We start from the raw sequence: 14,925 nt of genomic DNA on the forward strand, positions 1-14,925 counted from the left end.
GATACTGCTTTAAAGTTTTGATTATAAATATAGTAAAAATCTCTAGCAATTAATTTAATCTGTCATTTATATTTAAATAATTCTAAGCGAGATTAATATTAAATATGGCTACAAAAAATAAAAAAACAACAATGAGTACTGAAACAAAAAATTTAGCAAATTTAGTTATCAAAGAAATAGGTAACGAAAATTTTAATTTTGATGTTTTGCAAAAGATGCAGGAGGCTTTTAGGACTGCAAGTAAGCAAAAACAGAGGGAAGCTTTTATAAGTGTTTTAGATAAAAAGCTTAATAAGGAGCAATTACATAAGCTCAATCAAGCAATAATGGAAAATGCAAATGAATTAATGCCGGATAATGATCCTAATTTTGTTTGTCGTACTTCTAATAATAAAGTTTTTCAAGAAATATTATTATTGGAAGCAAAACGCTCAGGCATGGAAGCAAAATTTAATGATAAAGGAGAATTACAATCTCTTGATGTAAAAGATATAACACATGAAATATTAGATCACTATCGTGTTTTACAAGAGAAATTTTATCATAAAAGAAATTCTAAAGATTTGATAGATAGTAGAATAGCTCAAAGTATTAATTTTTTATTATATGCTCCACTTTTTCGAGAATCAGAGATATATATAAAATTAGGTTTAAAAGCTGCTGAGATAGAGCGAGAAATACAAGATCCTAACGGTAAGTATGTTAAACAATTAGTAGATGCTAAAATAGGAACTAATATAAATTTAAATACCAAAGAAAATTTAGACAATAAAACAAATGAAGAAAAAGAAACTAAGATATCTTCAATCATTGAAAAAGCAATAACAAAACTTGAGAAAGACAAAAAAGTAAGTATCGAGTATAAGAAACGAAAAGACATAAAAAGGCATTTATCTAAATCATTAGAAGGAGCTTCTGATTATATCTTAACATTTAAAAAAAATGATTTAGTAGATATAATATATCAAGAATTAGATAAAAGGCAAACCTGGTGGTCAAAGATTGCTAATTATATAGGTATAAAATCATATTCTATTTCTAAAGAAAATCTTGAGAAAATAGGAAGAGTAATTAATAGTGAAATTAAAAATTCTCATACTCATTTAAATGGAGAAGTACAGGCACAGTTAAAACAAATCTCAAAAGAGTTAAATAGATTAAATAATCCTGTATTGACGTCAGAAGTGAAAAAGGTTCATGCAGAATCCAAAAAACTGCCTGTTCCTGCAAAACCGGAACATCTCAAAAAAAGAGCTCATGGATTGTGATGTCATGCCTGCGAAAGCAGGAATCCAGCATAAAGCGAGATTTTAATTTCAAAAATTTTCTGTGTTTATACTTTTTTTTGATTCCCGCTTTTAGCTAAGAATGACATAAAGAACCTTTACCGGTCCATGCAACAACGCCACGCTGGTATGACATCGAACGCGTTTAATGATATATGCAATGATAATTTATAATTTATGACTTCCCATAATATTGTAACCGCAATCTACATAATGAATTTCACCGGTAACACCTTGAGATAAATTACTAAATAAATATACTGCTGCTCCTCCTACATCTTCTTGGGTAGTATTACGTTTTAACGGTGCGTTTGTAGCGTGAGATTTAAGCATAGTACTAAAATCACCTATTGCACTAGATGCTAGAGTTTTGATAGGTCCTGCCGAAATAGCATTTACTCTAATATTATTTTTTCCCAAGTCGTTTGCTAGATATTTTACACTAGCCTCAAGTGCAGCTTTAGAAATCCCCATTACATTATAATTAGGTATAACTTTTTCAGCACCGTAGTAGGTTAACGTCACAATGCTTCCGCCGTCATGCATTAAGGCTTCTGCAGACCGTGAGAGTTCTAAAAGAGAGTAACATGATATATGTAAAGAATTATGAAAATTTTCTAAGCTAGTATCAACATAACGTCCTTTTAATTCATTTTTATCGGCAAAAGCCATACCGTGCAGTAAGAAATCGAAGCTATACCATTTTGCTTTTATATCATCAAATAAATTACTAATTGATTTTGGATTCGTAACATCAAGTTCGCTAACAAAATTACAACCTATTTCCTCAGCGAGTGGTTTAACTCGTTTTTCTAGTACTTCCGATTGGTACGTAAACCACAGCTCTGCTCCGTGTTTTTTAGTAAGCTGTGCAATCGCCCACGATATTGACATATTATTTGCAATGCCTGTAATTAAGCCTTTTTTTCCTTGTAGTAATCCTGTAGTCATTTATTTACTCATTATATTAAAACTTGCTGAAATGATAGCATGATGTATTATTTTGTAAACAAATATTATACAATCGATAAAAATGTATAAATCTAAAATCATATGTTTACTGTTAGGGATGTTAAGCGGTTTAGTGTTTGCTCCGACTTTCTTTATACCGGCATTATTAACGTTATCTTACTTATGTTATATAGTTCAAAAATCCAAAAATTGGAAAGAAGCCGTAAAATTTGGTTATGTATTCGGTTTTGGGCATTTTTTAAGTGGAATATATTGGGTAAGTATCGGTGTTAGCGTTTATATTGCGGATTTTTGGTGGGCAATTCCTTTTGCGTTATTTGGGCTACCTATAGTTTTAGCTTTCTTTATATCGGCAAGCTGCATGCTTAGTTTTTTTGCTAAAAATAATAAATATTACCAATTTATATTCTGTTTATGTTGGGTATTATTCGAGTGGATACGTTCATGGATTTTTACCGGTCTTCCTTGGAATTTGATCGGCTATGCTTTCTCGTTTTCAGATATTTTAATACAACCTTTAAGTATAATAGGGATATATGGACTTAGTTTTATAGTTATATATATTTCTACATCAGCTTATCCTTTATTTAGCAAGCAATTTACGCAGTTAAAAATATTAGTATCTAGTTCAGTCATAATATTAACCATAATAGTCATTCATGGAGCAGTAAGGCTAAGTAATAACCCTACAAATTTCACTGATTTAAAAGTAAGATTAGTACAGCCTTCAATACCTCAAACCGAAAAATGGAATGAAGAAGAATTTTGGCATAATTTAATGCTACATATTAATTTATCGGAAAATGCCGAACCAACCGATTTAATTATTTGGTCTGAAGCAGCATTAGTAGTACCTGATGATATACCGCAAGTTAAATCAGAATTATTAAAAATGCTAAATGCTACAAATGCTATTTTGATAACAGGAGGGATCTCGGATAATAAAAAACAAGGTGATGAGTTTGAACTTTACTCAGCTATGTATGCTCTTGATAAAAATGATCATAAATTATTTGAATATCATAAATCACATTTAGTACCTTTCGGTGAGTATATGCCTCTTAAAAAGATACTACCGTTTAAAAAACTAACTCACGGTTTAATTGATTATAAAGAAGGAGACGGAGGGTTTGTTTATCTTGAAAAATATAATCTTAAAATTAAACCTTTAATTTGTTATGAATCTATTTTTCCTGATTTTGTACGGACGAATAATGAAATAGCAGATGTAATAATTAATATTACAAATGATGCGTGGTATGGTAAATCAAGCGGTCCATATCAGCATTTTCATATTAGTAGAAATAGAGCCGTAGAGAGCGGTTTACCTATGATTAGAGTAGCCAATAACGGTATTTCAGCTATAGTAGATCCTTTTGGTAGAACAATCAACAAACTAAATCTAAATGAAATAAATTATACTCAAGGTTTAATTCCTAAAAAACTAACCTCTCCTACTATATTCTCGCAATTTGGTAATTCTACTATTCTATTATTCATCGTTTTTATACTTTTCATTAATTATTTATTAGCCTCAATTCTTGATAACTAAAGGGTTTTGCATTATTATATTAAACTTTTAATAAAGTTGCTTGATTCAATATAAAGTAATATATACTATATTTAAAGTTGAATAAACTTTATTAATAATTAATTTTATAATTAAAGCTTATTGTTAAAATGAATGAGTCAATAACACATCCGGACAAACTAGCAAGTGAACGTTTAAAAGAATGATGTCTTGCTGTAGGTATTAGACAAAAAGAATTAGGGTAAGCTTTAGATATTAGTGTGGACTGTTAAGTAGGTTATATGTTTTTGCAAAAGTTTTAAATACGCCTTTAAAGTATTTCTTTAATAGTTCTGAAGAAGAAAAGTTAAAAAGTGACCATGAAAATACTGCTAATAATAAAATTGAATATCTATTCAAAGAAATAGAAAGTTATTTCTTAAATAATACTACTAAAGAAGAATGGCAATATTAACATGACGTCTCTTTTGATTATAAAGCATTATCAATGACTATTGCAAGAGAACTTTTATCGTGAACTATAGCATTTACTAGAGTACAAAATCCAAATACTAGCAAAATAATAAATAGTGCAAACGGTATTAGAACAAGCAGAAAATACAGAGTTTAAGAAATGAATTTCTTGTTCATTTTGCAAGTCTTGCTTCATAAATACTGCATCGTCATTGCGAGCGGGTATTGCCTGCGTGGATATCTGAACTGTCATTGCAAGGAGCGACGCGACGTGATAATCCAGAAACAATAATAAAAAAATTCTGTAAATCAGAATTTTTAACTGTATTGCTTAGTCAATTACTCTGTAAATTCCTCGCAATGACAGACAATCGGTCCATGCAACAATGCCTTACGAGGAGTAGTAAAACCCACTGTGTCACCTAGTTCGCTTACCACGTGGATCCATAAAAACAATAAAAATACTAATAATTTTAGTATTTTTAACTAGCTCCCGTGGTCAAGCCCATAGTACTGGACATTTTTTTCAATAGCTCTATGTCATCCTAGCTAAAAGCGTGGATCCAGACTAAAAAATCTTTAATTTTCAAGATTTTTTATTACATAGGTTTTTTTAGAAGCTGTACTTTACTGGATTCCCTGCCTACGCGGGAATGACATAGAAAAAACTGTTTCGGTACTATAAGGTCAAGCCACGTGATGACAGAGGTACAATCGCTCTACGTAGCAACTTGATACAATCATAACTTTTCACAGAAGCACTAATAACATCGAGGTATAGGCTATCTCAGGCAATTCTTTTATATAATACTATTTATTGGTTATTGACATAATATTAAAATGGTGCTAGACCTTAAGGATTAAGATGCTATCTGTAAATAAGTTTAATTGGTAGTTAAAGAGCTTTTTTAGCAAAAATTGATAAGATTTTTGAAGAAATATTATTCGTATTGCAAATAAATCTTGCTGTTTGCAGGAACAAATAATTTAATTATCCTTGCAATGTATTTACAGATAGCCTCTAAGGTAGAGCTTTCTTGACTATTTAGCTTCTAGTCAAAGAAAGATGAGTTTTTTATCTTTACTTTATGTTTCTACAGTTAAAAATATTTATGATATCTTTAAAGCTTAATAGTTTAATACAAAATTGGCGTTGGCGTAGATAGTTTTTTGCGTTTATATTGTTTGATGCAAATTTAGATTTTGATTATTAAATTATAACTTATGACAGGATATTAAAATGTTTATCTCTAGTATTTTTCAAAAATTTTTTTCTTTTCTTTGTGTTTTATTTATCACAGCTGCAATTTATGCGGATCAAAAAAAAGTAGCAATTATTGTTCCACTTGAACATGCTGCAATGACCGAGATTATATTAGGAATTAAAGAGTCGCTAAAAGATATAGATGCAGAAATTATAGTTAAAAATGCTCATGCTGATTCTAATATTTTATTTGCTATTATAAAGCAAATAAGAGATCAGGATATTGATGTAATAATTCCAATAGGCACGACAGCCAGCCAAACTGTGATTTCTCATATAACAAATAAACCAATTGTTTGTGCTGCTGCTATGATTAATAGTAAAAACCTACCTTTAGTTACCGGTGTTAACGACGAGATAAAAATCACCGACACCCTTATTAAATTACCTTTTTTACAGAATATCACTTTAATTTATAGCAGTAGCGAGAAAGTTATACCTGAAGTAGAAATGTTAAAATTATATGCTGGAAAAAACAATATTTCTCTGCACACGGTAATGATACAAAATTTAAATGATATGCCGGTCGCTGTAAAAAATGCTCCTGAAAATACGCAGAGTTTTATAATTCTAAAAGATCACTTAATAGTCAGCGGAATGAATATTATAAAGCAAGAAGCATTTAAACGCCGCATTCCTATCATTGCTTCCGATGAAGGGTCGGTAATTAGCGGGGCAACTATTGCGGTAGGAGTACAAGAGAAGCAAATAGGGGTAGAAGCAGGTTTAATGGCAAAAAAAATCTTACAAGGAATAGAGCCGCAAGATATTCCATTTGTGGATATGCAAGACTTAACTTTATTTATTAACCTTAAATCATTTGTTAAACAAGATATTCTGACTAAGGAAAATTTATCCGTACTTCCTTTGACTAAAAAAGAACTTACAGAGTAGTAACATGAACATTTTAGTTACTGCTCTTGAGCAATCCTTAATAATGCTGCCGCTTATTTTAGGAATGTATATAAGTTATCGTATTCTAACACTTACCGATCTTACCGTAGACGGTACTTATGTACTAGGAGCTGCTGTATTTGCCCGCACTATTTCATTGGGGTTATTTCCTGCATTAATATTTGCCGTAATATCAGGAGGAATTATCGGCAGCATAGTGAGTTTTATGCAGAAAAATAACCGCATTAACGGGCTGATATCTGGAATACTTGCAAATTTTATGCTTTATTCCATGAACTTACAAATTATGCAGCGTCCTAATATATCGGTTCTCGGTATGCCAACTCTGTTATCTATATTAGATCTTGATAATTGGTTAATACCTTTAATAACAATTAATTGTCTTATTATATCTGCTGTTATAATTTTATTGAAAGGTAAGCTTGGTTTATTTCTTCGTGCTTTTGGTTTTAATAAAGATTTATTGATTAACTTAGGAAAACCTGCCGAGCTTTATCGCATGCTTGGGCTTAGTATAAGCAACTGCCTAGCTGCTTTAACTGGCACTTTATCGGCACAAATAAACGGTTTTGCCGATATTAATATGGGTTTTGGGGTGGCGCTAGTTGGTATCGGTGCAATTGTTATAGGGCGGCATATTTTAATCAATGCTAATAATTTCAATGCATTTAAAGAGATATTTTCTTGTTTTGTAGGTATATTATTTTACTTTATTGCTCTGAGCCTTTTACTCCAAATTGGCATCGATCCTATAAACCTTAAGCTTATTTTAGGGATAGTATTGTTTATTTCGCTCAGTACTGTGAGTAAGCAGTAATTGTGTGGATACTAGAGTCATTGTTGTGTACGACTCCATGTGTTGTTGCATTATTGATGTCATTCCAGCGTAGGCGGGAATGACATCAATATAAAAACGCTTTAAAAGACAAAATTATGAAACCTTATTTATATGCAGAAAATATAGAGTTCAAAGTGAGAGAAAGAACCGAGTCTATAATTGCTGAAACTACTTTAAATATTGCTAAAGAAGAGTTTATCGTAATATTAGGTCATAACGGGAGCGGCAAGTCTACTTTAGCTAAAATACTTGCCGGTTATTTGAAGCCTACTAGTGGGAAAGTATTTTTAGATCAAATCAGAATTGATAAAATACCTAAAGCTCAGAAAGCTCGTACGCTGGTTACACTAACACAAAAAGCTGAGGAGAGGCTATTTACCGAGCTAACGCTTGAGGAAAATATTATCATATGGGAAAGTAGATTCCCTAGTAATGAACGGTTAAGTTTTAGCGAGGTGCTAGAACTGACCGGTGCACCTCAGCGTTTTTTACCATTACTTTCACAGCCGCTTGGTAAATTTTCGGGCGGAGAAAAGCAGATTATATTGCTGGCATTTAGCATAGTTCATCCGCCTAAAATATTATTTCTAGACGAGCATACAGCAAATTTAGATCCGAAAGCTTCTTTGGAAGTGATGAAAAAAACAGCAGAGATTATAGAACAACATAAGATAACTTCCGTGATGATCACGCATAATTTGGAAGATGCCGTAAATTACGGCAAAAGGCTTATAGTACTTGATAGTGGTAAGGTAGTACTAGACTACCTAAAACCACCGGGTTTTTCTTTAAAAGAACTTAGAGAGATTTTACAATTCAATATTAATATCGACGGCTAAATTAGTGCCAAATTACATTTGAGACCTTTTTGATAACCATTGCTTCAAATGCAATTATGTCATCAACATTACCGTTGATAATTTTAACAGCAATAATTTCTCCCTTATCATTGATGATCATATGAAGCTTGAATCTAACAAACCAATCGACAGAACTACGTCCCATTTTTGCAATATTTATTAAAATATCTGGTATCATGACTGATAACTTTAACTTTATCATTAGAATAAAGTGATTCAGATTCACTGTATATGGTTGCGCCGTCATCCATATAGCGAATAGAATAAGATGGGAGACCATATAATACATTCCCGTTCTTTTTCACTTAAGTAATGTAATATCACAATCAATGGCAGAAATAATGAAGGAATAAGCTGAACAAATCTCTCATAACAATGTGGATTCGTGAACAAATTACCATTAATAACAAAGTTTTTATAATAAGCTTTTAAATATTTATATGCACTAAAATGGTAAAAATTATTATTTAGAGTTATTCACTTAAGGAAAGCTTACCTTCTCTAAATCTTTGCTTATTACTTTTCAGCAATTGATGTTTTACCAATTTCGCATAAATTTTACAAAATTCATCGACCATATAGAATATTGTAGTATATTTACACATGTTATTAAACCTTTATTTTACTCCTTCAGTGTCCTATTATTTATATAAGGTTTAATAAGTCTTGCAACCTTCCTGCCTCTCTATTCCTTATCCATAATCGGGGTTATATTAGAGTAAGTCAATGTTTGGTTTGCCTACATTGCTGTAGTTAAGATTTGTTTAATTTTTTCTGTATGTGCATAATCTAAAGGAGTTTTTCCTTGATCATCTGTAATATTAAAATTTGTACCTTGGGTAATTAAAAGCTTAATAGCCTTTACATTTCCTGTACGTACTTCATTGTGTAAAGAGGTGCTTCTATCTTTGAGGTAGCGTTAGTTATCTCTTGGATCCCGTGGTCAAGCAACGGGATGACACCGAATGGATTTCCTGGTCCACACAACAATACTTCTCCACGAAAGTGAAAATGAAATTGATTGCTGTTGCTTTAAAACTAAGATTTTTTTGGATAAAACCACACCAGGAGTAAACAGATTAGGAGACCGATATTTAAGAGTAGATTATACTCCGTCATAGAAATACCGCAGATTGTGATTGCGGGTTTCGTGCATGAAGTGATTGGCTGAGAGTAGAGCATTTGCTTGATGTGTTGTATAGACAAGCCTTTCGGGATACGGATCATCGATGAGCAAAGAGCACTCGGTTGTACTATCCCTCTTTCTACGAAGCTATGATATGTTGATAATATGCAAGAGCTAAGAATGGTTAGGAAAATGAATATGAGCGTATATTTGCTTAATTGTCTGATAATTAAAGCAGTTAAGCAAATTTTGATTAGCGTTAAATAGGGAAACCTTTCATAAACGCATAAAGGGCATGGTGTATAATGGAATATGTATTCGGCAATATAAGCGGTAGCAAGTGCTATTATAGAAATTGCAATTAGTCCTAAATGTAGAACTTTATAGCTATCTTTTCTGATGTAATTTATAATAGTAGTAAATGGCATCGTTTTTTAAGGTTATGGTTAAGTATATGAATTCAATGTCATATAGCTGCTTGACCGCTGTATCCGGAAAAACTAAAAAGACTGGATCCTGTGGTCAAGCCATGGGATGACATTAAAAAATTCAAGTGATATTTTACAAATTTACAAATAAATAAATTTAGTATATTGTCACTGATTATTAATTAAAGTGCAAGAAAAATAAATGTCAGAAATTTGGGAAGATGCTATTAAGTCAAACGCTTGGCCTTTTGTTGAGGCTAAGAAAATATTAGACAGCTTAAACGGTAAAACTCCTGAAAAAGGTTACTTATTATTTGAAACGGGGTACGGTCCTTCAGGTTTGCCTCATATAGGTACTTTTGGTGAAAATGCCCGTATAGTGATGGTGCAGAAAGCGTTTGAGCAATTATCCGATATTCCTACTAAGCTAATTTGCTTTTCTGATGATATGGACGGACTTCGTAAAGTTCCTAGTAATATCCCACATCCTGAAATGGTAGCTGGGTATATGGATATGCCGCTTACTTCTATCCCTGATCCGTTCGGTGAGTGTGAAAGTTATGGACATTATATGAACGCAAAGCTTCGCTCATTCCTTGATAAATTTGGCTTTAAGTATGAATTTTATAGCAGTACTAACTGTTATAAAGCCGGTATGTTTGATGAAATGCTGATAAGAGTGCTAGAGCAATATGACAAGATAATGGAGCTGATGCTACCGACCTTTAGAGAAGAGCGAAAGGCTACATATTCGCCTTTCATGCCTGTATGCCTGAAAACAGGTAAGGTACTGCAAGTACCTATAGAGAAATGGGATGCTAAAGTAGGTACTGTTACATATAAAGACGAAGCCGGTAATTATATAGAAGTACCGGTAACGGGAGGGCATTGTAAATTACAGTGGAAGCCGGATTTCGGTATGCGCTGGGCTGCTCTTAAAGTCGATTATGAAATGTACGGCAAAGACCATCTAGCAAATGCTCGACTTTATTCGGAAATTTGCCGAATCCTAGGAGGCAAGCCGCCAGTGCAGCTATGTTATGAGCTATTTTTAGATGAAAACGGTGAGAAAATATCAAAATCAAAAGGTAATAGTATTAGTGTTGATGATTGGCTTAAATATGCTCCCGTTGAAAGTATGGCATTATTTATGTACCAAAATCCGACTAGAGCTAAGCGTTTGTTTTTTGATGTAATTCCTAAAAATGTTGATGAATATATTACTTTTAATCAGAAATATCATTTAGAAGAGGATAGGGCAAAGCGTTTTGCAAATCCAGTTTATCACATACATCACGGGAATGTACCGAAAATTGAGACTTTTGGCATTACCTATGTATTGCTTTTAAATCTTACTTCTGTGTGTAATCCTTCCGATAAAACGGTACTTTGGGGATTTATTAGCAAATATGAGCCAAAAGCAACTCCAAATACTAGCCCTTATCTTGACCACTTAGCAGAATTTGCTATAAGATACTACAATGACTTTATTAAAGCACATAAATCATATTTAGCTCCTTCCGAAAAGCATAATGTTATTTTACGGGATATATTAGATATGTTATCTGATATATCTGATCAAACGGAGGCGGAAGGCATTCAGAAAGCAATATATGATATAGGAATGAGAGCAGGATATGAAAATCTGCGTGATTACTTTAAAGATTTATATCAGATATTGCTTGGGCAAAGCGAAGGTCCAAGACTCGGAACTTTTATAAAGCTTTACGGGGTGCAGGAAACGAAGAAGTTGGTCGCAGGTAAGTTGACCATGTTATCTAGAAAAAAATAAAAAAGACTGGATCCCGCGATCAAGTCGCGGGATGACACAGAAAATAAAAGCTATTAACAAATGAATGAAATTTTTTGTAGTACGTTACCTATTTTTTTAATTACGCTTCTTGGTAGTATTATCAAAAATAAATGGTTAACTTCAGAAGAATTTTGGCGTGGTATTGAGAAATTATCGTATTTTGTACTATTCCCTGCCATGCTTTTTAATTATGTATCTACTGCCGACTTAAGCGTTGCATCGATAATTAAGTTAGTAGTGGCTCTTGTTATTTCCACTATCCTTGTATCAATCGGCCTTATAATCTACCAAAAAAAATACAATATAGATACAGTCCAATTTACTTCCATGTTTCAAGGATCAATTCGTTATAATAGCTACATTTTTTTTGGCGTGAGTAGCCCTTTGCTTGGTCCTAGCGGGCTTTCGATTGTTGCTGTTATTTCCTCTTATATGATTATTTTTACCAATATTTTATCGGTAATGATTTTCGCTTATTACATCCCTAATAAATCCGTTACTAATACTATTAGAACTAACTTTGTTTTGATGATGAAATTAATTGTGCGTAATCCGTTAATTATTGCAAGTTTGGTAGGATTCGTTTTTAATTACTCAAATCTTGCATTACATTTAGTGCTTAAGAAAACGCTAGATAGCCTTTCTAATGCCGCTTTAGCTATTGGTATGTTAAATGTTGGATCAGGGCTTAATTTTACTATTAGACAAGAGCTTTTACATAATGTAGTGTTTACAAGCTTTATTAAATTAGTTGCATTTCCTCTAGTGAGCGTAATAGTATTATGGTTAATGTCAATTGAGGGGATAGATAGATCGGTTGGGATATTATATAGCTGTCTTCCATGTGCAAGTACGGCTTATGTTTTATCTCGTCAGCTTGACGGTGATCCTGACTCTATGGCATCGATTATAACATTGACTACTTTTTTCTCGGTAGTTACTATATCAATTATTATGCATGTGATGGGATAGGGATTTTGAATGTCATACCGCGACTTGATCTCGGTATCTCAGGACGTAGCCTGTGTGATACAAGACTATGTGATCAAGTGACGGGGTGACACAAGAAAAACAAACAAAACAGGAATTTCTAAAATGGATGAAATGAATAGAATAAATTATGCTGAGGCCCTTGAATATCATGAAAAAGATAAGCCTGGTAAAATTGCTATTACTGCTACAAAGTCTTTAGTTACTCAGCAAGATTTATCGCTTGCTTATTCGCCAGGTGTTGCAGCTCCTTGCCTTGAAATTGCTAAAAATTTAGAGGATGTATATAAATATACCGCTCGTGGTAATTTAGTTGCCGTAATCTCTAACGGTACTGCAGTACTTGGGCTTGGTAATTTAGGAGCGGCTGCTTCAAAACCGGTAATGGAAGGTAAAGCCGTACTATTCAAAAAATTTGCCGATATTGATGCAATTGACTTGGAAGTGAATACGGAAGACCCTGAAGAATTTATTAATGCTGTAAAATATCTTAGTTATAGCTTCGGCGGTATTAACCTCGAAGATATTAAAGCTCCTGAATGTTTTATTATAGAAGAAAAATTAAAATCTTTAATGGATATACCAGTCTTTCATGACGATCAGCATGGAACGGCGATTATTACCGCTGCAGGGCTAATAAATGCAGCATATCTTACTAATCGCAAGCTTGAAGATCTAAAAATAGTAGTAAATGGAGCAGGGGCCGCTGCTATTGCTTGCATTGATTTATTAATTGCTCTTGGAGCCGATAAATCAAAGATTATTTTATGTGATACTAAAGGTGTGGTGTACAAAGGACGCCTAGAAGGTATGAATAAATGGAAAGAGCTATATGCAAGCGATACCAAGTTTAGAACTTTAGCGGAAAGCTTAAATAATGCGGATGTATTTATAGGGTTATCGGTAAAAGGGGTGGTAACTAAAGAGATGGTGAAAAGGATGGCAAATAATCCGATTATTTTTGCTATGGCTAACCCTGATCCTGAAATTACTCCTGAAGATATAAAGTTTGTACGAGATGATGCAATTATAGCAACAGGGCGATCTGATTATAATAATCAGATTAATAATGTTATGGGATTTCCTTATATTTTTAGAGGAGCATTAGACGTAAGAGCCACGACCATTAATATGGAAATGAAAATAGCTGCAGCAAAAGCTATTGCAGATTTAGCACGTAGACCTGTACCGGAAGAGGTATCTAAAGCTTACTCAGGGCGTAAGATGGTTTTTTGTAAGGAATATATTATTCCCGTACCGTTTGATCCTCGTTTAATTACCGTAGTAGCAGCGGCAGTTGCTGTTGCTGCAATAGAAAGCGGTGTTGCTAAGGTTAAAGATTTGAGTATAGGTAAATATAGGAAAGAATTGGGTAGTAGATTAAACCCTACTGCTAACTATATGAATTTCTTAGCTGAAAAAATTCATAATGCACCGCTTAAGCGGATTGTTTTTGCTGAAGGTGAAGAAGAAGAAGTCATTTCTGCCGCCCTTATGATGCGAGACGAGAAATATGGTCATCCGATTATAATCGGTCGTGTTGAGCGGATTGAGGCTACGTTAAAAAAGATAGGTCAATATGTTAGCTTAGACGGAATTCAAATAATGAATGCATCTTTAACTGATAGTTTAGAGAAATATATTGATTATTTATATAAAAGACTTCAGAGAAAAGGCTATTTATATCGTGATTGTGCTAAACTTGTTGAAACAGATAAGGATATTTTTGCTGCTTGTATTGTAGCGTGCGGTGACGGTGATGCTCTTTTAACCGGTGTTACTAAAAGCTATATAGATAGTTTAGAGAATATCATGAAAGTAATTTCGCCAAAACATAATCGTAGAATCCTTGGCTATTCAATTATGATTGCTAAAGACAATAATATTATTATTTCTGATAATTGTATTACTGCATATCCAAACAGCTTAGAGCTTGCTCAAATCGCAACACAAACTGCAGAAATTGCTAAAAATATGGGTATTACCCCAAGAGTTGCATTTCTTTCTTGTTCCAGCTTCGGTAATGCTTCTAAGGCAACAACAGCTCGTATTTGTGAAGCAGTAAATATACTAGATAATTTTAGTAAAGACAAAAAAGAGCTGAGCGGCATGAAAGTAGATTTTGAATATGATGGAGAAATGTCGGTTAAGGTAGCTTTAGACGGTGATTTACGTAAATTATATAAATTTTGTAGATTATCAGGATCTGCAAATATATTAATTATGCCTGGTTTAAATTCAGCGTCTATTTCTACTGAATTATTACAAGAATTTTCATCCAATAGCTTCATAGGTCCTATAACAAACGGTTTTGAAAAACCCGTTCAAATACTTCAAGCTACAGCCACAGCTAATGAAATACTAAAAATAGCAACTTTTGCTTGCGTTGAGGCTATAAAAGAGGTTTAGGAGGCTATCTATAAATAAATTTTAACCGATAATTTAATTT

General features: G+C 32.9%; 11 protein-coding genes and 1 pseudogene. 8 read left to right on the plus strand and 4 right to left on the minus strand.

What is annotated here, in order from left to right; translation table 11 throughout:
* Window positions 1-104 precede the first annotated feature (104 nt).
* On the plus strand, window positions 105-1,268 hold the full coding sequence (locus tag A1C_RS02435) for a DUF5410 domain-containing protein (RefSeq protein ID WP_012149472.1): 1,164 nt from the start codon (window positions 105-107) through the stop codon (window positions 1,266-1,268).
* A gap of 186 nt (window positions 1,269-1,454) precedes the next feature.
* On the opposite strand, the gene fabI is transcribed toward A1C_RS02435, so the two are convergent.
* Entirely contained in the window at window positions 1,455-2,237 is a 783-nt protein-coding gene (gene fabI / locus A1C_RS02440) for an enoyl-ACP reductase FabI (RefSeq protein ID WP_012149473.1), read from the minus strand.
* Window positions 2,238-2,319: 82 nt separating this feature from the next.
* Between fabI and lnt the strand changes: the two genes are divergently transcribed.
* From lnt to A1C_RS02460, 4 genes are all read left to right on the plus strand, one after another.
* The gene (gene lnt, locus A1C_RS02445; protein ID WP_012149474.1) at window positions 2,320-3,810 is read left to right on the plus strand and encodes an apolipoprotein N-acyltransferase; all 1,491 of its coding nucleotides are present in this window, start codon (window positions 2,320-2,322) and stop codon (window positions 3,808-3,810) included.
* 1,672 nt (window positions 3,811-5,482) lie between these two features.
* Window positions 5,483-6,400, plus strand: coding sequence for an ABC transporter substrate binding protein (locus A1C_RS02450; RefSeq protein WP_012149475.1), 918 nt, complete (start codon window positions 5,483-5,485; stop codon window positions 6,398-6,400).
* 4 nt (window positions 6,401-6,404) lie between these two features.
* Entirely contained in the window at window positions 6,405-7,238 is an 834-nt protein-coding gene (locus A1C_RS02455) for an ABC transporter permease (RefSeq protein ID WP_012149476.1), read from the plus strand.
* Window positions 7,239-7,354: 116 nt separating this feature from the next.
* Window positions 7,355-8,098, plus strand: a complete 744-nt coding sequence (locus tag A1C_RS02460) for an ATP-binding cassette domain-containing protein (RefSeq protein ID WP_012149477.1) — start codon at window positions 7,355-7,357, stop codon at window positions 8,096-8,098.
* A gap of 1 nt (window position 8,099) precedes the next feature.
* Here A1C_RS02460 and A1C_RS06730 read toward each other — a convergent pair whose 3' ends face one another.
* From A1C_RS06730 to A1C_RS06735, 3 genes and pseudogenes are all read right to left on the minus strand, one after another.
* A complete protein-coding gene (locus tag A1C_RS06730; RefSeq protein WP_198282957.1) occupies window positions 8,100-8,297 on the minus strand; it encodes a transposase in 198 nt (65 codons plus the stop codon).
* Window positions 8,298-8,858: 561 nt separating this feature from the next.
* Window positions 8,859-9,014, minus strand: a pseudogene (locus A1C_RS09410) (hypothetical protein); the annotation flags it as partial.
* 143 nt (window positions 9,015-9,157) lie between these two features.
* Window positions 9,158-9,673, minus strand: a complete 516-nt coding sequence (locus A1C_RS06735) for a disulfide bond formation protein B (protein ID WP_012149479.1) — start codon at window positions 9,671-9,673, stop codon at window positions 9,158-9,160.
* Window positions 9,674-9,875: 202 nt separating this feature from the next.
* Between A1C_RS06735 and A1C_RS02470 the strand changes: the two genes are divergently transcribed.
* From A1C_RS02470 to A1C_RS02480, 3 genes are all read left to right on the plus strand, one after another.
* Entirely contained in the window at window positions 9,876-11,465 is a 1,590-nt protein-coding gene (locus tag A1C_RS02470) for a lysine--tRNA ligase (protein WP_012149480.1), read from the plus strand.
* A gap of 60 nt (window positions 11,466-11,525) precedes the next feature.
* Complete coding sequence (locus A1C_RS02475) at window positions 11,526-12,458, plus strand: AEC family transporter (RefSeq protein ID WP_012149481.1); 933 nt, start codon at window positions 11,526-11,528, stop codon at window positions 12,456-12,458.
* Between the two features lie 123 nt (window positions 12,459-12,581).
* Window positions 12,582-14,885 carry an NADP-dependent malic enzyme gene (locus A1C_RS02480; protein WP_012149482.1) on the plus strand — a complete coding sequence of 768 codons (2,304 nt, stop codon included), beginning with the start codon at window positions 12,582-12,584 and terminating at the stop codon, window positions 14,883-14,885.
* Window positions 14,886-14,925 lie beyond the last annotated feature (40 nt).

This window comes from Rickettsia akari str. Hartford (genome assembly GCF_000018205.1).
Taxonomy (GTDB): Bacteria; Pseudomonadota; Alphaproteobacteria; order Rickettsiales; family Rickettsiaceae; genus Rickettsia; species Rickettsia akari.